At 44.2% G+C, this 22,256-nt stretch carries 16 protein-coding genes; 10 read left to right on the forward strand and 6 right to left on the reverse strand.

What is annotated here, in order from left to right:
- Nucleotides 1-77: 77 nt before the first annotated feature.
- Nucleotides 78-923 (forward strand): hypothetical protein, encoded by an 846-nt coding sequence (locus ACOJR9_RS16395; protein ID WP_420933972.1) that lies wholly within the window; start codon nucleotides 78-80, stop codon nucleotides 921-923.
- A 208-nt stretch (nucleotides 924-1,131) separates the two neighbouring features.
- Here the strand turns inward: ACOJR9_RS16395 and ACOJR9_RS16400 are convergent, their stop codons facing one another.
- Genes ACOJR9_RS16400 through ACOJR9_RS16410 form a run of 3 tightly spaced genes read right to left on the reverse strand, consistent with a single transcriptional unit; the run spans nucleotide 1,132 to nucleotide 5,393 of the window.
- Nucleotides 1,132-2,577, reverse strand: coding sequence for a TolC family protein (locus tag ACOJR9_RS16400; RefSeq protein ID WP_420933973.1), 1,446 nt, complete (start codon nucleotides 2,575-2,577; stop codon nucleotides 1,132-1,134).
- The gene (locus ACOJR9_RS16405; RefSeq protein ID WP_420933974.1) at nucleotides 2,577-3,623 is read right to left on the reverse strand and encodes an HlyD family secretion protein; all 1,047 of its coding nucleotides are present in this window, start codon (nucleotides 3,621-3,623) and stop codon (nucleotides 2,577-2,579) included. The genes ACOJR9_RS16400 and ACOJR9_RS16405 overlap by 1 nt, the downstream gene beginning before the upstream one ends.
- Nucleotides 3,624-5,393, reverse strand: a complete 1,770-nt coding sequence (locus ACOJR9_RS16410) for an ABC transporter transmembrane domain-containing protein (protein ID WP_420933975.1) — start codon at nucleotides 5,391-5,393, stop codon at nucleotides 3,624-3,626. It abuts the gene before it with no gap.
- 105 nt (nucleotides 5,394-5,498) lie between these two features.
- Here ACOJR9_RS16410 and ACOJR9_RS16415 point away from each other — a divergent pair, with 105 nt between their 5' ends.
- Together ACOJR9_RS16415 and ACOJR9_RS16420 are read left to right on the forward strand one after the other, a co-directional pair.
- Nucleotides 5,499-6,392: a LysR family transcriptional regulator gene (locus ACOJR9_RS16415; protein ID WP_420933976.1), complete on the forward strand. Its 894-nt coding sequence runs from the start codon at nucleotides 5,499-5,501 to the stop codon at nucleotides 6,390-6,392.
- Nucleotides 6,393-6,593: 201 nt separating this feature from the next.
- The gene (locus ACOJR9_RS16420) at nucleotides 6,594-7,586 is read left to right on the forward strand and encodes a hypothetical protein (protein WP_420933977.1); all 993 of its coding nucleotides are present in this window, start codon (nucleotides 6,594-6,596) and stop codon (nucleotides 7,584-7,586) included.
- Between the two features lie 115 nt (nucleotides 7,587-7,701).
- On the opposite strand, the gene ACOJR9_RS16425 is transcribed toward ACOJR9_RS16420, so the two are convergent.
- The 3 genes from ACOJR9_RS16425 to ACOJR9_RS16435 all read right to left on the reverse strand — a co-directional run bounded on the left by ACOJR9_RS16425 (nucleotide 7,702) and on the right by ACOJR9_RS16435 (nucleotide 11,644).
- Nucleotides 7,702-10,284 carry an EAL and GGDEF domain-containing protein gene (locus ACOJR9_RS16425; RefSeq protein WP_420933978.1) on the reverse strand — a complete coding sequence of 861 codons (2,583 nt, stop codon included), beginning with the start codon at nucleotides 10,282-10,284 and terminating at the stop codon, nucleotides 7,702-7,704.
- Between the two features lie 312 nt (nucleotides 10,285-10,596).
- A complete protein-coding gene (locus tag ACOJR9_RS16430) occupies nucleotides 10,597-10,779 on the reverse strand; it encodes a hypothetical protein (protein WP_420933979.1) in 183 nt (60 codons plus the stop codon).
- A gap of 187 nt (nucleotides 10,780-10,966) precedes the next feature.
- Nucleotides 10,967-11,644: a YkgJ family cysteine cluster protein gene (locus ACOJR9_RS16435; RefSeq protein WP_420933980.1), complete on the reverse strand. Its 678-nt coding sequence runs from the start codon at nucleotides 11,642-11,644 to the stop codon at nucleotides 10,967-10,969.
- Between the two features lie 271 nt (nucleotides 11,645-11,915).
- On the opposite strand from ACOJR9_RS16435, the gene ACOJR9_RS16440 reads away from it, so the two are divergent.
- The 7 genes from ACOJR9_RS16440 (at nucleotide 11,916) to ACOJR9_RS16470 (ending at nucleotide 22,175) form a co-directional block, all read left to right on the forward strand.
- Nucleotides 11,916-12,263, forward strand: a complete 348-nt coding sequence (locus ACOJR9_RS16440; RefSeq protein WP_420933981.1) for a hypothetical protein — start codon at nucleotides 11,916-11,918, stop codon at nucleotides 12,261-12,263.
- A gap of 137 nt (nucleotides 12,264-12,400) precedes the next feature.
- Nucleotides 12,401-12,532, forward strand: coding sequence for a hypothetical protein (locus tag ACOJR9_RS16445; RefSeq protein ID WP_420933982.1), 132 nt, complete (start codon nucleotides 12,401-12,403; stop codon nucleotides 12,530-12,532).
- Between the two features lie 135 nt (nucleotides 12,533-12,667).
- A protein-coding gene (locus ACOJR9_RS16450; RefSeq protein WP_420933983.1) for an IS3 family transposase occupies nucleotides 12,668-13,836 on the forward strand; the annotation gives its coding sequence in 2 pieces (ribosomal slippage) (nucleotides 12,668-12,917 and nucleotides 12,917-13,836; 1,170 coding nt in all).
- A 535-nt stretch (nucleotides 13,837-14,371) separates the two neighbouring features.
- A complete protein-coding gene (locus ACOJR9_RS16455; RefSeq protein ID WP_420933984.1) occupies nucleotides 14,372-15,070 on the forward strand; it encodes a hypothetical protein in 699 nt (232 codons plus the stop codon).
- A gap of 108 nt (nucleotides 15,071-15,178) precedes the next feature.
- Nucleotides 15,179-18,067: a cadherin-like domain-containing protein gene (locus tag ACOJR9_RS16460; RefSeq protein WP_420933985.1), complete on the forward strand. Its 2,889-nt coding sequence runs from the start codon at nucleotides 15,179-15,181 to the stop codon at nucleotides 18,065-18,067.
- 20 nt (nucleotides 18,068-18,087) lie between these two features.
- The gene (locus ACOJR9_RS16465) at nucleotides 18,088-20,814 is read left to right on the forward strand and encodes a TonB-dependent receptor plug domain-containing protein (RefSeq protein ID WP_420933986.1); all 2,727 of its coding nucleotides are present in this window, start codon (nucleotides 18,088-18,090) and stop codon (nucleotides 20,812-20,814) included.
- 197 nt (nucleotides 20,815-21,011) lie between these two features.
- Nucleotides 21,012-22,175 (forward strand): cytochrome-c peroxidase, encoded by a 1,164-nt coding sequence (locus tag ACOJR9_RS16470; protein ID WP_420933987.1) that lies wholly within the window; start codon nucleotides 21,012-21,014, stop codon nucleotides 22,173-22,175.
- Nucleotides 22,176-22,256: the final 81 nt, after the last annotated feature.

Here is a 22,256-nt window from a genome sequence, read left to right on the forward strand (position 1 = left end):
TTTACGGTGCACCTATAACAAAAGTGAGTACATCAGCATCGTTATAAAGCTACGCAATAATTATAAAAGGTGGATTTATGTCAAAAACGCTTACAATTCTGTCGGCATCACTATTATCTGCAAGTTTTCTCAGCACGGGTGTTGTTAACGCAGTAAGCGCACAAGAAGCGTCACAAGAGCTTTCCCCGCTTACAGCATCTCAAGAATCTGCAGGACCTTCATTAGTACCCACCGACGAAGTCAGTGAATCAACTAAGTTTCAAACCGCTTTTTTAAAGCGCCAAGTAGAACAAACGATGTCTGTAGGAAGAGCAATTAGCTCTATTGCTGGTCATTATCCACAAGACATCGTGCTTGTGGTAGACATAGCCTTAGATACCTATCCAGATAAATACAGAGAGATCATCTTCGCTGCAATATCAGCACACCCTTCCTCAACAGAAGAAATTGTAAAACTTGCTATCGAAAAAGAAGTAACTAGCTGCCCCAACATCGTAAAGTTAGCTATTACGGCTGAACCTACCTATGTAGATTTTGTGGTTCACGCGGCAGCTATGGCTACACCTGAAGAACTTGATGAAATAGTGCGCGTTGCCGTACTAACTCAGCCCGACTCTGCAGATAGTATTGTACAAACACTTTCGCAAGAACATCCGAATAAGATTGTCGAAATTATGACGAGCGCGCTTAATGCCGTACCTTTTGTTGGTGAATATGTTGTAGATGCCCTGTTGGCAGTATTTCCTAATAAAGCAGAAAAGGTAGTAGAAACTGCGGTTCGTGAGTCTTCACAACAGCGTGAACACATAATGCGTATCTTAAATACTGCGAATAATTCTGGCGTATCTCAGATTAAGCTTAAGGAATATGCACTATCTGCGGGCCTAAGCGAAAGTGATTTCGATAATGCTATAGGAAACTAAGTATAAGTATTTTGCAGGAAATGCAGCAGAGCCTTGCGCCCTCGGTAGTTAAGGTACGTTGGATTAAGCAGATAGGTAACGTTAATCACGTTTACAAGCGAAGTCTAAAACGTGATAGCCCTCCCTACACAGAACACAAATCATAAACTAATACACCGCAACCAATTTAGCGCCTGTATTTGGTATTATCAACAAGACAAATAAAGCGCTATTTCATTTCATAAAGTACTGCTGCTTCTTTATATAGCATCAACTCTGCTTTTAGTAAGTCTACCTTAGCTTTTATCTCTTTAATTTGAGCTTTTATTTCGTTTTGAACCCGGGCATTCAATACAAACATATCACTGTCTCCGGCATCAAATCGCGTTCTTTCTACTTCCGATAGTCTCCTTGCCAACAGTGCGTTCTCGCCTTGTAATTCTGCAATATCTTTTGCTTGAGTCCAAAACACATAAGCCTGTTCAAATTTTTGGATAATCGACTGTTGAACAGAGGTAAACTTATGCCCCAACTCTCGTTGCTTAGATAATAACTGAGAACGTTCCGCTTTCGCCTTACGGTTACCCAAAGGGTAAGAAAATGACAAACCCACTTTTGTCTCTGTGCCCTCTAAGGTTTCTGATCCTGCGCCAACGTCTCGTGCAATAGATGCTTGAAGGTCGAGTTTGGGTAAAAGTGCATTATTGGCCAGCGCGGTTTTGTTTTTTACCACCTGTTGTTCAAGTTGAAGCACATCAAGTTCGGGGTGTTGCCGCAATGCCTTACGCAGCGAAATAAGTTGTGCATCCCCCACAAAGAAGGGCCATTCTATATTGCTAGGCGGCGTATTGGCATTGAATGGCATCATATCACCTTGTGGAGAGCGCCAATAGAAAGACAACATTTGAGCATGGGCGTCTCGCTTTTGAGTAAGCTCTGCAAGCAGCAACCGCTGCTGTAAAAGGTTGGCCTGAAACTCTACCAACACGATGTCCGCTATGTCTCCTTCCTCCACCCGTGTGGTTAACGCCGCTTCTCGTTCCTGCGCCGTGGCAAGTAAGTTTTGTACCGCTTTTATCTGCATCGCACTTTCATACCACGATATGTATTCGTTCACCGCTTTGTAGATAAAACTGTTTATCATACTGATAGCTTGGGCTTCCCACTGTGCAGTGGCCAATCCAGCATTACGTAACTCTGTCCTGCGCTTGTCAATTTCACGGTTTTGCAATAACGACATCGCGACACCAATACTGGCTTCACCGGCTGACAACGTATCATATCCGCCCTCGTAAGCCGGAAAATCACCACCTGCAATGCGATATTCAGTAAACACATTGGCATTGTAATCTTCAACCGGGTTTGTAAAGCGCTGGGTTAGGTTTGTGCCATCGTAGTAACCGCTCACTCTGCTTTTTGTTTTCTGTTCAATAAAGGGGTCGAAGTTACTGCGCGCTATTTCTAACTCAGCAGCAGCCTGATAGTTGCCCTCATTAATAGCAAGTATGTAGGGGTGATAATGTGTAATGCTTTCGATAAAGTCATTAATAGTGGGCGCAGGCACTTCGCCAGACGTATTATCGATTGCATTTGCGCTAGCTATACCACCAAGCATTAATGCGCAAAGGGCAAGTTTGACCACCTTATCTGCAAAAAGCCTTGTTGTATTTATCATCAATGTCCGCTTCCTTGCTTACTTGCAGTAGTTTGCGGTTGGGTTGTGGGCTTAGGCGGAAAGTTATTAAGTTGACGCCACAATTCATAACCCAAGCGTACTTCTTCGAGTAATATCCATGCTCTTACTTGGCTACCCAAGCGCGCCGAGCTTTCTGCAGGCCACGCAATATCGTCTTCATCGGGTTTTATCCATACCTGAAACTCTCCGGTTGTACTTGCTACTGGCTCTACGTACACAACCTCTCCACCAAAAGTGCCTATGGCAGCGCCAGGCCAGCCACTAAATTGAAATACGGGCCATCCGTCGAATTGAATACGCGCTTTTGCACCAGGCGTAACGAGTGGCGCATCTAACCCCCTCACTGTCACTCGGACACTGCGCTTGGCATCTGCAGGAATAAATTGCCCTAAAATATTTCCCGAGTTTACAAAGGTAGAAACACCTCCCGATAACAACCTCACTACCGTACCATCGACGGGAGCGACTTTGGTTTGTGTTGATTGTCGGGATAACGTCATGCTTACATCATTAATTTCTGTTACCGATGCCGCTGCTTTTGCGCGTAATTCTTCCACTTTGATTTGCGCGTTTTCCACTTCTTTTCGCGACACTAGCCCCTGCTCTTCCAGACTAATTTGCCGTTTAAGATTGTTTTCAGCGTTTCTCACTGCGGTTTCATTCGCTTGATTTTTCAGATTGGCTGCGGCTAATTGCGACTCTAGCTTTTCTAAACGCTGGGCGTCTATATCAATCAGCGTCACAATAGGCTCGCCCGCTTTTACCTGCTGCCCTTCTCTTACATGCCACTTCTTTACTTGACCATCGACTAGGGCATTAATAGGCTGCATGCGATCCTCAGGGTCGAGAGAGTCGACCATACCGGTGCCGTACGCAGTTTGTATCCACGGCGTGTAATACATAATTAAACAAGAGGCGATAATCAAAAACCCGATAATGCCACATATGACCATATGCAGCTTGGGCACCCGCATTGCCGGTAACGACTTCATGTTGTCTAAAAAGCGACTTTCTGTATTATTCATTTACACGCCCTCCTTGCCATGATCTTCTGAATCCTTTTTTTCTGACCTCTGACCTGCGGATGTGCGCTCTTCTGAAGCACGTATGTCTGCAGCTTGCTCATCATTTTTATTTTGATCACGTTGCTTGTATAGAGTCACTTCTGCATTGTCATGCAGATGCAGTGTGCCTGTTGCTGACTCTGGAAGGGGGGTATTAGTAAAATACAGTACAGTGAAGTCATAACCTTTTAGTCTCTCGAGTAGGCGTATTCTCAAATCTGGCGGGATCGCATCAAAATGCTGGTTTAAAATGAGAATTTGAGGCTTAGCGATAATAACGGCAGCAAGCTTCAACAATAAAAACTCTAAAGGCTGTAATGGCGCACCAAGCACCGATACTTGAGTTTGTACGCCATTGGGTAGCGCATCAATTACCGACGTTAACTCAACCTCTTCAAGTGCTCTGCGAATATCGGCATGAGTTGCCTTTGGCTGAGCCAGTTTTAAGTAACGCTCAATAGAAACTTCAATAATAAGAGACCGGTCAAGAATAGTAACCGCTTGTCTCAATTCGTGAATGTCGTAATCGTTCAAGCTTAGGTTGCCTAACGTAATATCACCCGTTCGCACCGGCTCGTAACGTTTTAATAGGCCCAGTATCTCTCGTTGCACCCAACTTTTATCGGTAGTTACAAAAAATTGTGAGCCGGGTTCCAACGTAACGTCAATATTACAATGATCGTTACCGTACTTAAGCTGGAGCTTATTAAACACCAGCTTCGAAGATTCTGGGATGTGTTCAGCAGCTGAATGCAACGACTCTTGGGGAATAGACAGGGCGTTACCTAGCTTTTCAGCTGCGCCATATAACTCATAATACAGCTTTAAATATTGGGTGAAACGAGATAGCCCTAAGAAAACAGAAGACATCACCAACTCAGCCGCCACCAGTTGCCCGATAGACAGCTGCCCCTGTACAACTAACACACCACCAATACCCAACAAAGACGCACTCGCTACCGCATAGAGCAACAAAAACATGACAACTTGAGAAAAAGTGTAGTGAAAATGATTTTTATGCTTTTGAATGTAGTTGCTGATAAAGCCTTCAGTACTTCTGCCTGCATATTCCACATGGTCTGCCGATTTGAAGAATTCGTGTGCACTGGCAATATCATGAAGCCACTTCGCTGAATCGTATTTTGCAGAAGACAGCTCAATCGCCGTTCGTTTAGCTCCGCGGCCCCATATTTTCCACACAGCGTACATAACAAGAATAAGAATTACGTTGAACGCCAACAGTGTAGGGTGATAAAACGAAACCAGTGTGAACCCCACCAGCATTTGCAACACCAGCGCAAAACCATCAACCATTAATGAGGGAATGTTTTTTTGCAGGATCATTATGTCGAAATAACGCTGCGTAATACTGATGTTTTGGCGACCTTCAAAATAACTATGTGGCGCCATTATGGTGCGTAAGCTCAAGTCTGAGGTGAGGCGGGCATACACCTTGCGCTCATAGTATTCCATTATTCGTGTGCGCAATGCACTAAACACCCCCGAGGTAAATAAAGTAAGAAAGAGTACTATTGCCAAGATCACCACAGCTCGTGTTGAGCCGATATTCGCAATACTATTGATAAGTGTTTGTACCGCAATAGGTACGGCAAGCGTTAACAGACCAATAGCAACGCCATAGGCAATAGCCACAGAGAAGAAGCTGGCTTCAGGCTTTAGCAACGAAAACAGCGTTTTCCTTGTTTTACGCAGATTAATTACTTTTCCCATAATCGTATCTTCTATACTCACAAGCTTATTTTACGTAGTGTAATTTAATCTTGAGTAAGATTAAATCTGTTATATTCTTCTTAAATCATCGAAAAAAGCTTGGTTATGCACCATTTAAATTATCATCACCTCTACTATTTCTATCTTGTTGCTCGGGAAGGCAGCATTGCTAAGGCGGCTAAACTTCTTCACGTTACTCCTCAAACAGTCAGTGGGCAACTAAGTACCTTTGAAAACCATTTGGGCTATTCACTTTTCGATAGAATAAACAAACGTTTATATTTAAACGCAAAAGGTAAAATAAGCTACCAGTATGCCAGTGAAATATTTCATAAAGGCAACCAACTCGCTGAAATTCTGAACACTAACGACGAAATCAATACGAAAGAGTTCGTGATAGGTATTACTAACGGCGTTCCAAAAGTGCTTTTTTATGACTTTGTGCATTCTACCATGCGCCAGTTTGCGAATGTAAAATATGTGGTAAAAGAAGACAGCTTTGATAGTTTATTAAAAGAATTAGCCATTAACGCGGTAGATTTTATTGTGGCAGATAGAGGTATTGCCCCTGGCACCCAGGTTAATGCAAACAGTTACTTTCTTGGTGAAAGCTCGTTAAGTTTTTTTGCTAAACAGCCGCTTAATGTCCATCAACAATTTCCAGAATGCTTAAACCACATGCCGTTGTTGATACAGGGACACACCTCGGGTATCCGACATGCGCTGACTAGCTGGCTAGAAACCGAGCAACTGTACCCGAAAATAGTGGCAGAATTTGACGATAGTGCACTGCTGAAGCTTTTTGGTAGCGAGAACTTTGGCGTATTTTGCGCGCCTTCAGCAATATCGTCTCATGTAGAGCAACAATACGACGTGCATTGTATCGGAAATGCGAACACCCTTAACGAACGCTACTATGCCATTACCGGTAAAAGTCGAGCGGACTATACGCTAAGCGAACATATCATCAGAATGGCTAAAGGCATATTCAGTAAATAGTACTCGCGGTGCTGGCAGATAAATCGAAACACGGTGAAAGTTACAGTGACGAAAGACCACTAGACTCTTTCGCTACCCGAATTCGATAAAAGAGTGATTATTGAAAATCAAGCGGCTATATTGGTAACACTCAATATTGATTACAATTTTTAATGGCCAATGCATTTTTCACATCTCAAATGTGTATCACGGTTTATATCCATGATTGCACTAACGCTTACTACCTTAGTAGCATCAACAGCTTACGCCACTGGGCTCCCAGAGACCCATCCTCACGTGCTTGTTATAGACAGCTATCACGGAAAATATCCTTGGGTTTCATCATATCGAAAAGGCCTCGAAAGCATACTCCAGCCTACTTACACAGTTCGCTATTTTGAAATGGATACTAAACGCTTACCGCTTACTGAGTTTGCTCAACAATCACGCCGTGCATTAGATAAGATTGAGCAGTTGTCACCTGAACATGTGTTTTTAGCCGACGATAATGCAATTAGACTGCTCGGCCCCACGCTGATTGAAAGAGACATACCCTTCACTTACTTCGGCGTAAACACAAACCCGCGTTTGTACGGTATTCCCACTTCAGAAAAGGTAAATGGCGTATTAGAGCGCCTTCTGATAAAGCGCGCGGTGTTAGTGGCCAAAAAACTACTTCCCATTAAAAAAGGATTGGTATTATTCGATAATGGGCACACGTCGCAAGCCATATTTCAACACACGTTTAACAGAGAGGAGCACCAAGAGTTTGGGGGAGTATCGATAACGGTAAAGTGTATTACTAGCCTTAGCGACTGGCAGAGCACTATCTTAATGGCTGAACAAGAGGGTTTCGATGCCATTTTTGTGGGTCTATACCAATCGTTGAAAAATGAAGACGGTACGGCTGTGCCAGAAGAAGACGCTATTAGCTGGATTTCCGCGAATGCCACCATTCCCCCATTTGCTTTGTGGGACTATGCAGTAGGGAAAGAGAAAGTCATTGGAGGCCTTGTCATTTCAGGAGTGGAACAAGGTACTGCTGCGGCACAACTCTTTTTAAATACAAAGCTGTTCTCCGACAGCGTGGTATCCGACAACAATCTGCCGGCTGTTAATTACAGTTCGATAATTTTATACAGTCGGTCGCAATTAGATAAATGGGCACTAACTCCTTCCACAGAAGCCTTTTACCCTGCCCAGTACGTTGAGTAACCATCCACGCTAATTAGTTACACTAGGGTATTGCTGCTTTATTGAGACCGCTACTTTATTGAGACAGGCACGAAAGAGGATAAACAACCTCTTTCATCATCAATTCCAATTAATATCATTTGTTGATAAAGCCAGTCTTATGCTCATTCAGTGATGCAAGCCATTGATGTTTATCAACAGGTTTTGAAAACAAATATCCCTGATATAATGAGCATCCTTTGCGCTTTAAATAGTCAAACTGGATTTGAGTCTCCACGCCTTCTGCAATGCAATGGACGTTTAACGCTTTTGCAATATTTATGATGGCATCAACAATCGTATAATTCGTGTTGGGGTAATCTTCTGTAATATCATCAACAAAATACTTATCAATTTTAATCTCTGAAATGGGTAACTCTTTTAAGTAAGCTAAGCTCGAATACCCCGTGCCAAAGTCATCAATGGAAAAGGCAATCCCACTTTTCGCTAGACTACTCATTACATGCCTTACCGCAGACATATCAGTCACCAAGGTAGTTTCGGTCAATTCAAGCATCAGTAGCTGGGGCGGTATTTCATACTGATACAGCATGTCCACCAGCTTGGCCGCGAAATCCGGTGCGATGATTTGCTTGGCGCTTATATTCACCGAAAGCGTGCAGTCTACCCCCAGCCACATGAGATCTTTAATAACAAAACAGGCCTGATGCAACACCCAGTCGCCAATGCTGTTAATCACCGCACTTTCCTCAGCCAACGGAATAAACTCGGCGGGGCTTACCCATCCAAGTTCTTTTGAATGCCAGCGAAGCAGTGCTTCGCAGCCTTTTATTTCTCCGTCGTTATTGTATTGCGGCTGATACATCAACGACAGCTCGTTATTGTGAATACAGCCTGTAATTAAGTTTTTGATCCGCGCCTGCTTGTCGTATTGCGCAATACCTTCTTTGCCAATATGGCACAGCCCATAGGGTGATTTCGCTTTCGCCTTTAGCATGCCGCTTTCTAAAATACTCAGCATTGACTCTAGGCCATGCTCGGTGGGATCAAAAATAGCGCTGCTTAACGATATCGACATCTTTTCATAGTGATCGCTGACTTCAACCGTATAAAGACCGGCATTAAGAAGCGCATTTTCTATCAACCCTGTATTAATTTTCTTTGCTTTGCGCTTTGGAATAGTGCGCTCATGCAGTACGATGAAGGAGTCTGCGTCATATTTATATAACGAGTAGTCGTCTCCAATAACACGCTTAATGTTCTGCGCTATCTGTTTTAATGCATTGTCACCTTCATTAAACCCAAAGCGATGATTGAAGGCCCCCATGCTATCTATATCAAGCAGCATAACGTGAATGTAGTGCTCATAGCGCACGGCGTCGCACGACAACTCTTTTAGTTTACGTTCAAACCACTGGCTGTTGCGTAAGTTAGTGACGTTATCGGTATAGGCTAAATTGTAAATGGTGTCTTGGGCATCAATGCGCTCGCTAATATCACGAACCACGCCAATGTAATATTTTTCACCGCCTTGATAGAGTTCAGACAGCGACAGCTCCATTTGAAATATCTCGCCGCTTTTGCGTTTTGCGGGCAGTTGCCGCCCAACACCAATGATTTTTGCTTCGCCGGTTCGTTCATAAGAAGCCATGTACTCTTTATGTTTAACGGCATAAGGCGAAGGCATTAACATGGCGATATCGCTGCCAAGCAATTGCTGCTGAGTATAGCCAAAAATGGTCGCAGCGGCGTGGTTGCAATGCTGAATAACCCCATTGCAATTAATGGTCAGTACGGCATCTTTTATACTGTTGAGAATACTTTCTACTTTGTGGGTATATTCCGCATCTTTGAGTGTGAGATTTTTGTTTACTGTAGTGTCTTCAATCGCCCCAAACACTCTGCATACGTTGCCGTCGGCGTCGCGCTCACAGTTGCCGCTGGTGCGCACCCATTTCTTAACGCCTTTCGCATCGATAAACTTTAATTCGAGGTCGTAAGGTTTACCGTCAGAAAGTAACTCATGGAAAGCCTGCTGTAATACGGGTCTTTCCTCGGGTTTATAAAATCCGATTGCCATATCGGCGTTAATGACCGTATCGCGAGGCACACCATAGATACGATACACTTGGTCAGACCAAAATACGGTGTCTGCTTCCAAACTATATTCCCATGCCCCTGTTTTCGACATGGCTTCAACTTCATTGACTAAACTCAGATATTCAGTGGCATTTTTCTCTAAAAAATTCTTTTGAACAAAGGTTTCTAAGCAGTCGACAAACATAGTTAACAGCCCTGCTTGATGACTCGCTTCATCGGTATTCACTGGAAAAGGCGCTAATACAACGCCCACGTTCTCGCCAATCTCATTGAGTAACGGTATACCCATAGCTGTTGCCGGTAGTGGAATACCACAGCGCTCAACATTGGCCGACGCGGCAGTAACAGAGTAACGATGAACACAAAAGCCTGATGACAATACTTCTTGGCCAGCAATTTCATGGAAGTTAAGCTGTTTAAGCTGTGCATTGCAGGGAGAGTCAGCGTTGGTTAATAGCAACGAGGACGCAACAGATTGCCCATTCGTAATACCAACGCATAAAAAATCGCAGGAGAGGAGGTGCTTTACATTGCGTAATTTCGGTAATAGCTCATCTTGCTTGTGTAACAGACTATAACGCAATATATCTTGATTAACACAGTATCGATTTTTGAACATGTAAAAATACCCTATCTAGTCACTATTGCAATGAAGTTAAAGGCACTCGGTTGTGGCTTTGCGCTGCGGCTTTAGTTTACTGATATGTGTTGCCGTTCTATGTTGCTACATAAAATAAGCCGCAAGACAGAAAGACAAATAGGGAGGTAGGGGAAATGAAATTTGTTCTGAAAGCTAGCATATAAGTACGTATTCCATTAGTAGTTTACCGGCTTTAAAAGTGTAGCATGTGATTGAAAATATGTGATAAAAATAAGGAGAGAAGATAAAGGGCCTTTTCAGCAGTTACAAGACCCCATCATTATTTATTGCTTAACCTTTACACTTCTCAACACACAGCTCTACTTGCGCCTCGCCGAAGCGATGGTCCAATGCATTATGGGCTTCTTTTCGAACCTTCGCCCAATCAAAACGCCCACGCCCAAGATAAGCATGTTCTGCAAGCTCTTCCACAGCTTCAAAACACTCGCACTCGATAATTTTTTCACTAAACATTGAAGTTTTCCTGCGCTTCAAAACGTACCCAGATAGTACTCTATTTGACGCTTTCTAGCCTGCAGGTTTGCGTATTCCGATGTGTTGTTTTGTATAGCCCGCCATAACATTGTTGCCGAACAAAGCGGCAATAAAAGGGGGTCAGAACCGGATTAACACGTTAATCCGGTTCTGACCCCCTTTTATCCTATGCCGCCACACCGTCGTCGTTGCTGCTTGCGTAATAACTTACGGTTAATATTTTCTCCAGCACATAGCGTAGTGCGCTATTTATCGACATCAACTTTTCGCCTAATTCGTAGTCTAGCTGCACAAGCCGCTGCCTGCCCTCTGCAATCATAGGTGGCTTTAGGCGTGATGCCATTGAATTAAGTGCCGAATTTGATGCTAAATCCGATGAGGAACGGTTAGAAGCAGCATCCCCTGCCCCATTAATCGCAATCAGCGCAGTGGCGTATTTTTCCGGCACGGCGTTCTTAATTGGTTTGCAGACCGACAAGGTTGCTTCACCTTGTTTTGTTTTGTATCCCGCCGCACCAAACATACGGCAGATCCCCGGACGATACTCGTATATGCCGCAATATCCTTCGTTACCGTCTAGGCTGAGCCGTTGATACTGCTTACAGGCAAAACCGCTATATGCCTCTAGCTCGTTATACACCTGCTCGGCCTGCCCGCTATCGAACAAATGCAGCGCATAAGGCAACATTTCTAGGGGAGACACTTCAATATCAGGCTTGTTACAACACGCACCGCACTTTTCAATACACCCTAGCCCTTGAGAGCGTTGGTAACTCCCAAACTCTACTGATAACTCTTGGTAAACATCCATTACTTGACTGGAAAGTTCACGCAGCCTATTCATAATGACTCCGCTAAAAGCAAACTACACCGCGCCCTCATCACTGCGCCTCGCTGTAAAACGATGCCACTAATAAAGACAATGAAAAACTTAACACAGCATGCTTCTTCCCCGCCGCAGGTGAGAGTAAGCATGGCGCTTGAGGCAGGGGTTGAATTGGCGAGATTTTATGCCAGTTTTTGAGGCTAGGGAACAATTTTTTACACTTTACCGTTGGCAATAACGTTAAAAAAAGGCTTAGCTATGGAGAACGAATGAACATAAGGAACACGGTATGAGCAAGTCGATATCAAGCATATTCAACACTGCGTCACTATTAGCATTACTCAGTGGCATTGTGATTAGCGCTAGCGCGAGTGCGGGCATCATTAATAAACATCCCGATATTTTGGTGTGTTCAGTAAGTGAAGATGTAAAAGACGCGGTATGGCAAGACCTCGTGTTTTACGTAAGCGGAACGCAAAAAGACGGCGCTATTTTGTACAAGTCGCTAACGTCGAATCCCGTGCTTATACGCATTGACGAAGACGGCATGTTATCAGCACCTAAGCTGGCGAATTGCGATAAGCAAACAGTTCAAGCCATGCGCGAAGCAGGAAGAGCAAAAGACTTCGGTAGCTGATATAAAAGCTGGACAGGAACAAGCCATTGGCGTTTCCCGATGTGTAGACCACCCATGTCTGTTGACTAGTCAATGTATTGTGAACGTTGAACACCTGGTGTAATTTCGCACCAAACCCACGATATTGGATTTCGATCATGCCTAGACAAAGTATCTCATTCACTGAAAATATTCGTGCAGGCTACCGCCGCTGCCAGTGTGGTTTAAATTCGATTTACTTTCGAATCAACAACAGCATTGTTAACATCATGGCCATTATCGGCGGTTAGAATGCAGACCTTTGGCTTTAATCCCCTTTATCCACAAACCGTATCAAGGCATTACAGTGAAAAACGTAACAATCTGACGTGTTCCAATAGATTCACACACCCAGTTAAGAGATAATTATCTCAACTGGAGTGTATATGAATACGCGAAAAAGCTACTCAAAAGAATTCAAACTAGATGCTATGAGTCTGGTTACAGAGCAGAATTACAAAGTTACTGAGGCAGCTCGTAGTCTTGGTATTAGTGCCAACATGTTAGGCCGCTGGCTTAAAGAGCAAGAATCTGAAGGTACCCACGCATTTCGGGGTAATGGCAAGTTGACGCCGGAACAGGAAGAAATTCGTCAGCTTCGAGAAGAAAATAAGCGCCTGAAAATGGAGAAAGAGATCTTAAAAAAGGCAACGGTCTTCTTTGCCAAAGAAACCAAATAAAATACGGTTTCATTACCCAATATAAGAAGACCTGGCCGATTAGCCTGATGTGCAAGGTTCTGGGAGTCAGCCGCCGTAATTACTACAGCGCCGTGCGGCGAAACGAGAAACTTGAACCAGACCCACAACATGATGAGCTAATTGATTGGGTACAGAAAATAGCTGATGCCAGTGATTTTACTTATGGCGTAAGGCGTATGAAACGCGCACTGAATTCGCTGGGTTATCCGGTTGGAACACAACGGACGCGTAGCTTGATGAACGAAGCCAACGTGAGCGTCAGAAGGCGTAAAAAATACAAAGTAACGACTGACAGCGACCATCAGAAGCCTGTATTCGATAACGTGCTGTCACGCAACTTTTCTGCAGAAAAACCCGACCAAGCGTATGTCTCGGATATTACCTATATCTGGACGCAAGAAGGCTGGCTGTATCTAGCCGTTGTCATTGATCTGTTCTCGCGCAAGGTCGTGGGCTGGAGTATGGCTTCACGGATGAATGCCCAACTGGTGTGTGATGCTTTAACAATGGCTTTATGGCAACGCAAGCCCAAGGCGGGCCTGATACATCATTCTGATCGTGGTTCACAATACGCAAGCCGACAATTTAGACAGCTACTGACGCGGTACAAGGTAACAGGCAGCATGAGTAGAAAAGGTGATTGCTGGGACAATGCCGTTGTAGAGAGCTTCTTCGGCACATTAAAACAAGAGCGAGTGCAATGGCGGCACTACCAGAGTCGCCATGCTGCTCAGCAGGATATCCTGCAATACATCACTATGTTTTATAACAGCCAAAGAATGCACTCATACCTGGATTACAAAAGTCCAAATCAATATGAGGCTGATATGGCTAACTTAGGAAAAGCTGCTTAACTGGGTTGTGTGAATTTGCTTGACCACGTCAATCTTAGGCGGAATCGATAAATGGGGTCAGATCAACATTATTCGTCCTGACTTTCCAATATTGCGCCAATCTCTCAGCTAATGTGGATCTGACCCCATTTATCAGGTTTGGGTCAAGAATTAGTCAAACGCAGTACACGTGCCATTAGCTCATATCAGCAGCTTGTGGAGTTACAAAACGCTGCCGCAGATATCTTTTTATGCGAAACCATGTCATCAATCAAAGAAGCAAAAGTCGCCTGTACCGCTGCATAAGAAACTGGTAAACCGGTGTGGATTGCGTTTTCAGTAAGTGATTCAGAACCTTCGCTTCTGCGCGTTGGTGAGTACAAAAGTACAAAAGTGCCTGTCACATTAAGGAGTGTTTGTGAGTACAAAAGTGCCTGTCACATTAAGGAGTGTTTTGTTTAATTGCTGTATGGCCTTTGCTATTTAGCATTGAAAAAAGCGTTGTTAACTTTTACTCTGCGCGCTTTATTTTTGGCGAACATGCGGACTCTCGTTCATGAAAACTTTCATTGTTATTTTTCTTTTGTGCCTGCCACTACAGATTATGGCTGCCGTATCACTTAACGAAAACACTATCGAATACACTGGAGAAATCAGTGATGCACAAAATGCCCGCTTCAAAGATCTACTCGACGCTAATAGTGAACACATTGTAAGCATAAGTGTAACGAGTGGCGGCGGTAACATTAATGCGGGAATGGATTTAGCCGAGCTTATTTTCAACCACCAACTCGATATTATTATCCCAACGTTTTGTTTTTCATCATGTGCCAATTACCTCATCCCTGCCGCGATTAACAAAACATTCGGAACCAATGCGGTGATAGGCTGGCATGGAGATGCCGCTTCTGCTCGCTGGCGAGATACCGATATTGATGCCATGGTAAGTTCGCTTACAGGTAAAGAAAAGCAGACAGAGTGGCTGGCGCTGAGAACACACTATGACCAGGTTATTGAACAGGCAGAGGAACGAGAGACTGCACTGTATAAAAAATGGCGTGTTAATCCAGACATCATGCGATTAGGATTGAAAGGAAATGTTAAAGACGCGGTGTTGGCAAACAAAGCCAGAGGATGGACTTATTCAGTAGATGCCATGGCGTTTTTTGGTCTTTCAAACCTGCCACCTTCAGACAGTTGGCAGCCTAAAAGCACATCGTCGTTTCCACTCATTATTGTAAACCATATTCAGTGACCCATATTTAGCATGCCCCACACAAATACAAATGCGAGTAATTACTATTTGCAATAGCATATGTTTAACTATACCATCTTCGCCGATTTTTATTAGCGGAGAGTATGTGTGCGTAAACAATTTATTCGAAGTGCATTATCAGTTTTTATCGCGTCGACCTTAACGGCCTGTGGCGGTGGCAGTGATGGCGGCAATACGGGGCCTTCAGTATCGCAAAGTGAATTTTCAATCACGTTAAATGAAGATACCTCGGTTACCGAGCGCATTATTGCAACGGATAACGATAATGACGATTTAGCGTTCGGCGTAAGTGAATCCCCCCAAAACGGTACACTGCAAGTACAACAAGATGGCTCGTTCACCTACACGCCCAACCCCGATTTTTTTGGCAACGACGCCGCACAAATATCTGTGTCAGACAGTATTGAGACTGTTTCAGTAACCCTTTCTTTTACCGTTGAAAATGTAAACGATTTACCTGAAATAGTGACATCCCAAGTAGCGGTATCAAGTGCGGGAGAAACCACCGGGCTAATTGAGGCAATTGATGCGGATGGCGATCTGCTTACGTTTGCTGTTGTAACTCAGCCTGACGTTGGTGTGGTAACGTTAGATAGCTCAACGGGTGCATTCACTTTCGAACAAAATGAATTAGAAAACATAAACGCTTCTTTTGAAGTAAGTGTAACCGATGGCATTGGCGGCGCGGTTATAGCGGCTATTTCCCTCAGCCCCTCTTATGCATCAAATAATGACAAAATTGCTTATTATTATGCTTCTGATCTGTCGCACCTAGCGCAAGCAGAAACGTTTATTACCCGCGAAAACGACCAAGATAACGTTGCGATAACCGACGCCGATATTACAGCAGATATCTACGCTGCGCTGGCCGCAGGTTATACTGAAGCTGGGTTTGCGGAATTAGCAGAGAACAATGCTATTGGCAATATTATCGACAGACCCACACGCGCAAGCGCTTACCTTGTGAGCGCTGAAAAGCTTGATGCTCAAGGAAACACGGTCTTAGCCAATGAGTTTCGCAATAAAGCCATCCGCCAATACAATGCCTTTATTGCTGAAATAGGAATATCAAATATTCGTCCAGGCGATGCTAGCTTTTATTTAAGCGTGGTACGTAGTTATGTCAACGCCGGACAACTAGAACAAGCCAGTGATTTATTGTCAGTTATCCGCATTTATGCCGATGCGAATCACAACGACAATGAGCCAATGAGTTCAGCCTATGGATTTTTCCTACAAGCCGTAAAAACTTATGTGGAAGAGCAAGTTGATGCTTACTTAACCTCACCGACACAGGCCAACTATGACGCCGCATTTGTTGGCTTAAATTTTCAACAGTCTTTAGCACTTCAAGCAAGCTATCAAGAGCGCTCAGGTGAGCAATACTACCAACGCCGTGCCTTTTATCTTGTTGATGCCACGCGCTCGGCTTTTTACCTTAGCCTTACTGGCAGTGCAGTCAATACCGCTGAAGCAGAAGAAAAAGCGAAAGAGCTGCTAGCGCAAACACTTCGCCTTTACACTAACGTTGATTACGATAGCAACTATACAGTCCAAGCAGATGAATTTGCTGAAGCGACCTTGCGACGCTATCCCACTGGCGTAGGTCTGTTAGCAGGTATTTTCAACGCACTTTACCCCGAGGTTGTGCAAAGTAACAGCGACGATGGCTTTCTTGGTAATCTCCCACTGAAATTGGTTTTTGAAGAAGAAGGCGCAAATGATTTTGACACCAAGCGTGCTTATCGCGATCACTATGCGTTTCAGTTATTCAACGATGCACGCAGTGGACGTGCGCTCGATAGCACAATTTTAGAATTAGAGACGCTGTTCACTACCACCTATGACGACACGGAATACGTTGTAGAAGCGCTAGTAGAACAAGATGCCAATGATATCTTGGACAAGCGTGCGGCATGGTTGCTTTATTATGGTGGATTTACTAGTCAGGCACAAAAAGTACTCAATGAAGCCCTTCGCATAATGGGCACAACGCCTTATTTAGAAGACGTACGATATAATGCCAATAATGTATTAGACGACCAAGGTTGCTTAAGACTAGTAAAACTTGAACAGCAGTTTAGCGCCGACAATACGTTCACCCCGTCAAGCATTGAAGGCTGTACCGCACTTTTAACTACCTATTACAGCGACAACACCTACGTATCAGACGCTAATCGAGTATCGGCGCTGCTTGTGGGTGCATCGATTTACCAACTTGCCGATAATGTTGCACAAGAAAAGGCCACACTTGATAACGCGTGGGCGTTGGCGTCTAGTCTTGAAGATACTGAAACACGGCTTGAACATCGTATAGAGGTAACAAATACGGTGGCTTCACTAGGATATCTTAACGACGCGCTAGCTTACTTTACCGAATCAACCGATGACGTACTTGCCACGCTAGATACCCTTGTGGATTTAACCGAACGCGTTGATATGGTGAATACTATTTTAGACGAGCTGGAATTTGCCTACGAGCCAGATAGTGAAAATAGCTTTACTGGCACCTATCAACTGTTTGAAGCCGTCAAGCGGCAGGCAGGCATTCATAGTGATTACGCATCAACTATTGCCGCGTTAAATTCAAAAGCCATGAGCGTTCAACAAGCGCTTCTAGCCGCCAGCAGCGACTTTGCCGACAACGAAAATCTAGATCTTTACGAGGTATTTATTGAACAGTTTAGTTGGCTTGGTTTTTATGAAAACGCCACTGAACTAGCGCAAAGCAGTATTTATACTGATGCCGACAGGAATAGCCTTTTTGCTATTATTGCTACTCAGGCAGCGCAACGCGACGACTTTCCCGCATTTAGTATTGCAAATGTTGATACCGATTTAGATGGTCTACCCAACTTTTTCCTTGACGGTGTCAGTGACGCCGCTATTCAAGCATCAGGACTCATCGCTGACGACGATGCAGATAACGATGGTATCCCTGACAGTGAAGATCTTAACCCGCTAGTGAAAGAGTAAAACAAGGTAAATAATCAGTAATGAGTTACAACGCAGCCCTTTACGGGCTGCTTCTTTCGTTAGCAATAAATACCACTGTTAACGCCAAAGAGCAGCCTCAAAAGCAACATCAACACTGTATGAGCAAAGACGCGTTATCACGCAAAGATAAGCAAAGCATTGCGCAGTGTATTGACGAAACCAAAAACAACGCTGAAAACAAAAAAATTGAAAAAATTGAAGTGATAGGACAATACGTTGGTTTACAGGTACCCGAAGTGGTTGGTCGATTCGTGCTCGACAGAAACCTTATCAACGCAGCACCGCGCACGGGGGGTGACTTTACAGAACTGCTAGAGCTGCTGCCAGGTATCGAACTGGGTGGCGAGCGCTACGATGCTAACGAGCAGGGCGAAATTGGCGCGCAACGGGTGTCGATAATGGGTGCCCAGCCATGGCAAACAGGCTTTTTTATCAATGGGGTAAATTTTAACAGCAGACAAGATCCCGAGACGTATCGCGAAGGTGAAGTTCTCATTAACGATGTTGAAGGCTCTACCCAAGCCTTTAATATTAACCAGCAAATTCTAGACTCTATTACGGTATACACTAATAACATTCCCGCACGCTACGGCAGCTTCAGTGGCGGTGTGGTAGATGTGGAAACGCGAGAAGCGCGCTCCACAACCCCCACATTCAGCCTATCTTACCGTGGTACGCAGAGTGACTGGAATAACTACCATGTGTTTTTAGAAGAAGACGTCACACAGGGCAATGCCACCGCGCCAACAGAACCTTCTTTTAGAAAACAAAGCGTAAATATGAATGCGGAAATCCCGCTTTCAGATCACCACGGACTACTCGTTTCGGGAAACTATATTAATAGTGAAATAACACGCCTATCGCTTAACCAACCAGTGCTCACTGAGAGAGAGAATATGAACCTGTTGGTAAGCCTGACTCAGCGAGACTTATGGTTAGATAAACTTCAGTTCACCTTAAATTACTCACCTTATCAGAGCAGAGATCTCATCACGAATGCCCAAGATAGTGATTTTGAAAACCAAGGTGGCGGCATAAATTCAACGTTTCAGCTACAGCATGCGTTCGATCTTTTTACCCTGGACACGCGAGTTAGTTATACGTTAAGCGATAATTCCAGACGAGCAAACCCTCACTTTTATCAATGGGCAAAAGCGAAAGGAAAAGCATGGGGCGTTGGCGACCCTGCTGAAGAAGTCAGTATTTCTCGCCAGGGTGGTTACGGTGATTTAGACAAACAACAAGAAAACTTACTTTTCGACACTAGCCTGCGTTTTAACACCTTTTCTGGCCTAGGCCTAGAGCATAACATTGAATGGGGTATACAGCTGCAGCATGAAAACCTCACTCGCAGGCGTTTTTACGATAGCTACATTTACAACTCGCCCGTTACCGGCATTGCTAATTTAGACTGCAATGGCAATCTTTTCGATTGTGTTGAACTGGGCACCTCAATCAGTATTGCTGAACTAGAAACACAGCTTGGCGCTCCGCTCGACTTCGCAAACCCAGAGCACATTTTAGCTTATTCAAATATTGTCACCACATCCCCGCAGTATTTTTCGATTCGCGCGGTTTACCCTGAAGAATTTTTAGATGTAGGGGTAGGTGTAGCATCAATGCATTTCACCGATTCCATAGAGCTTGGCAACCTCAACATTAATGTTGGTGTTCGGGTAGATCATGATAATTTCTTAAAAAATACCAACATTGGCCCGCGAGTGAGCGGTGGTTACCAACTTTTTGGCAGTGGCGACAAACTCATTACATTTGGCGTAAACCGATATTACGACGCGAACTTGCTTACCTATAAAGTAAGAGAGCAGCAAACGCCATTTGCATTTCAACGACGCGCAATATCCCCTGCGGGTATAGTGCAGGAATGGCAAAACTTAGCTGCGGCCTCCGATTCTCGATTTATCTTCAACGACCTCGCTACTCCGTTTAACGATGAATTCACCATGGGCTGGAAGCAGTCAACCTGGTTAGGTAATTTTTCATTGGAATACACTAAGCGTTGGCAGCGGGATCAGCTTATTCGCGACGGTGCACCAGTGTACAATGCACAAGATGGTTTTTTCTATCAGGGGCAAACGAACGACGGCAAGGGCCAAAATAGCCGCGTATCTTTTTCGTGGGCAGCACTGTTTGATGTTCACAGCCTATCGCTGAATACAAGCTACATTATTTCAGAAAGCTTCAGCAGCAACACTGAGCAAGACATAGAAGATGCGTTGTTAAACGACCTCATATTCATTCGTGAAACAAATGCGAACGGCGACGCCTTATTTACAGAAACCACTCGAGACAACTTAACCATTATTCAGTCTGAGTTTTCTCGCCCTCTTTCTATTAATTTTGTGTGGGCCGCCAATTGGTCAGAGCAAATTACCACCAGCGTAACAGGCACCTTTAGAACCACCTATGAAGATTATGTGCTTACCGAAGATGTTGCCCCTACCTCTCAGCTAGGGCGTTTTGCATCGCAAATTTCGGTAGAAGAAAGTTTTAATATACCGGTATATCAGCGGGTTGAATTTCCAAATCGCGTATTGTTCAATGCATCAATAAATTACACCCCTGAGGTTGTTGATGACCACAAACTACAGTTTCGCGTAGACATGCAAAATATTTTTGATCAGCGCACTTATGCGGTCGCGCCCGGCATATCAGGTATAGAACTTGGGCGTTCTATTTGGTTTGAAGTGGGTTACCAGTGGCAATAATGTGCTTTAAAAAGTGCCTAAAAAGAGCAGTAAAAAGAGTGCCTGTCACATTAAATACAGAGAATACAAAATATGCCTGTCTCATTAAGAGAATACAAAATACAAAATATGCCTGTCTCATTAAGTAAAGGACAAGTAAGGAAAGGAATACAAAATATGCCTGTCTCATTAAGTAAAGGACAAGTAAGGAAAGTAAAGTGACTGTCACATTAAGAGTCTCATTAAGCCGCACTCTTTTTTGTATTGTGCTGTGTGTTCTACTTTTTAGCGCAAATGCTTTTTCAGCCAACACCGCGCTACGAAAAGACAAAAGTGTAGCGGGTGACACAGCGATGACCATAAAGCTAAACGTAGACGCGTTACGACAACAATACAGTCAACCTCAGTCAAGCTGGCCCTCAGTAATCACTGCTGATAACGAAAAAGCCGAACCACTTGCGCCGCTCACACCAAAAGCGCCACTTGGCTCAGCCACGCTAATACAACTAGGCAAAACGTTATTTCACGACCCCATTCTCTCTAGCGATAAAACCATATCGTGCGCTTCTTGTCACAACGCCAATACCCTATTTCAAGACGGGCGCGGACAATCGATAGGGGTTAATGAGCAAAAAGGCGATCGAAACGCACCGGCTATTTTGGGTATCGACCACTGGGAACACTTTTTTTGGGATGGACGGGCCACCACGGCATCGCAACAAGCACTTATGCCTATTGTAAACCCAATAGAAATGAATTTGCCCATACCCGAGGCGCTCACGCGTTTAAACAAAAGCCTAGCATACCAAGCTAAATTCAACGACGCCTTTGGCACGCTGCCCATCACAGCAGATATGCTTGCGACGGCGCTGGTGGAGTTTGAACGGGCCATTCCTGCTCCCAGCACACGGTATCAACACTTTATTCGTGAAGTTTCCATTAGCCCTAACAACGCACACAAGCACTTTACCGACAGCGAACTTTTAGGACTGCATTTGTTTCGCACTAAAGCGAAGTGTATGACATGTCATGAGGGTGCATTGCTAAGCGATAATGAATTTCATGTTACAGGGTTTCATCTTTACGGAAGACGATTTGAAGATTTAGGCCGCGTTAACGCTACCAGCAATAACGAAGATATCGGTAAATTCAGAACACCTTCTCTTCTTGGCGTAACTCATACTAAGCCATGGATGCACAACGGCTTATTTATTGAATTTACGCCCATGATAATGCAATACAATGCGGGCGGTTTTCGGCCAAAGCCCCGAGGCAAATTTAAGCACGATCCACACTTTCCTGAAACCACCGCACTTATCCAGCCTCTTGGTTTAACAAAAACCGAGATAAGCGCGTTAGTCGACTTTCTACGCACGCTTTGACATAAAGGGGGTCAGATCAACATTATTCGTCCTGACTTTCCAATATTGCGCCAATCTCTCAGCTAATGTGGATCTGACCCC

This window comes from Alteromonas ulvae (assembly GCF_048987005.1).
Lineage (GTDB): Bacteria > Pseudomonadota > Gammaproteobacteria > Enterobacterales > Alteromonadaceae > Alteromonas.

Bases quoted from the DNA above. Each gene is read 5' to 3' on its own strand.
- ACOJR9_RS16395 (WP_420933972.1), top strand. From the start codon at position 78: ATGTCAAAAACGCTTACAATTCTGTCGGCATCACTATTATCTGCAAGT.
- ACOJR9_RS16400 (WP_420933973.1), bottom strand. From the start codon at position 2,577: ATGATAAATACAACAAGGCTTTTTGCAGATAAGGTGGTCAAACTTGCC.
- ACOJR9_RS16405 (WP_420933974.1), bottom strand. From the start codon at position 3,623: ATGAATAATACAGAAAGTCGCTTTTTAGACAACATGAAGTCGTTACCG.
- ACOJR9_RS16410 (WP_420933975.1), bottom strand. From the start codon at position 5,393: ATGGGAAAAGTAATTAATCTGCGTAAAACAAGGAAAACGCTGTTTTCG.
- ACOJR9_RS16415 (WP_420933976.1), top strand. From the start codon at position 5,499: ATGCACCATTTAAATTATCATCACCTCTACTATTTCTATCTTGTTGCT.
- ACOJR9_RS16420 (WP_420933977.1), top strand. From the start codon at position 6,594: ATGATTGCACTAACGCTTACTACCTTAGTAGCATCAACAGCTTACGCC.
- ACOJR9_RS16425 (WP_420933978.1), bottom strand. From the start codon at position 10,284: ATGTTCAAAAATCGATACTGTGTTAATCAAGATATATTGCGTTATAGT.
- ACOJR9_RS16430 (WP_420933979.1), bottom strand. From the start codon at position 10,779: ATGTTTAGTGAAAAAATTATCGAGTGCGAGTGTTTTGAAGCTGTGGAA.
- ACOJR9_RS16435 (WP_420933980.1), bottom strand. From the start codon at position 11,644: ATGAATAGGCTGCGTGAACTTTCCAGTCAAGTAATGGATGTTTACCAA.
- ACOJR9_RS16440 (WP_420933981.1), top strand. From the start codon at position 11,916: ATGAGCAAGTCGATATCAAGCATATTCAACACTGCGTCACTATTAGCA.
- ACOJR9_RS16445 (WP_420933982.1), top strand. From the start codon at position 12,401: ATGCCTAGACAAAGTATCTCATTCACTGAAAATATTCGTGCAGGCTAC.
- ACOJR9_RS16455 (WP_420933984.1), top strand. From the start codon at position 14,372: ATGAAAACTTTCATTGTTATTTTTCTTTTGTGCCTGCCACTACAGATT.
- ACOJR9_RS16465 (WP_420933986.1), top strand. From the start codon at position 18,088: ATGAGTTACAACGCAGCCCTTTACGGGCTGCTTCTTTCGTTAGCAATA.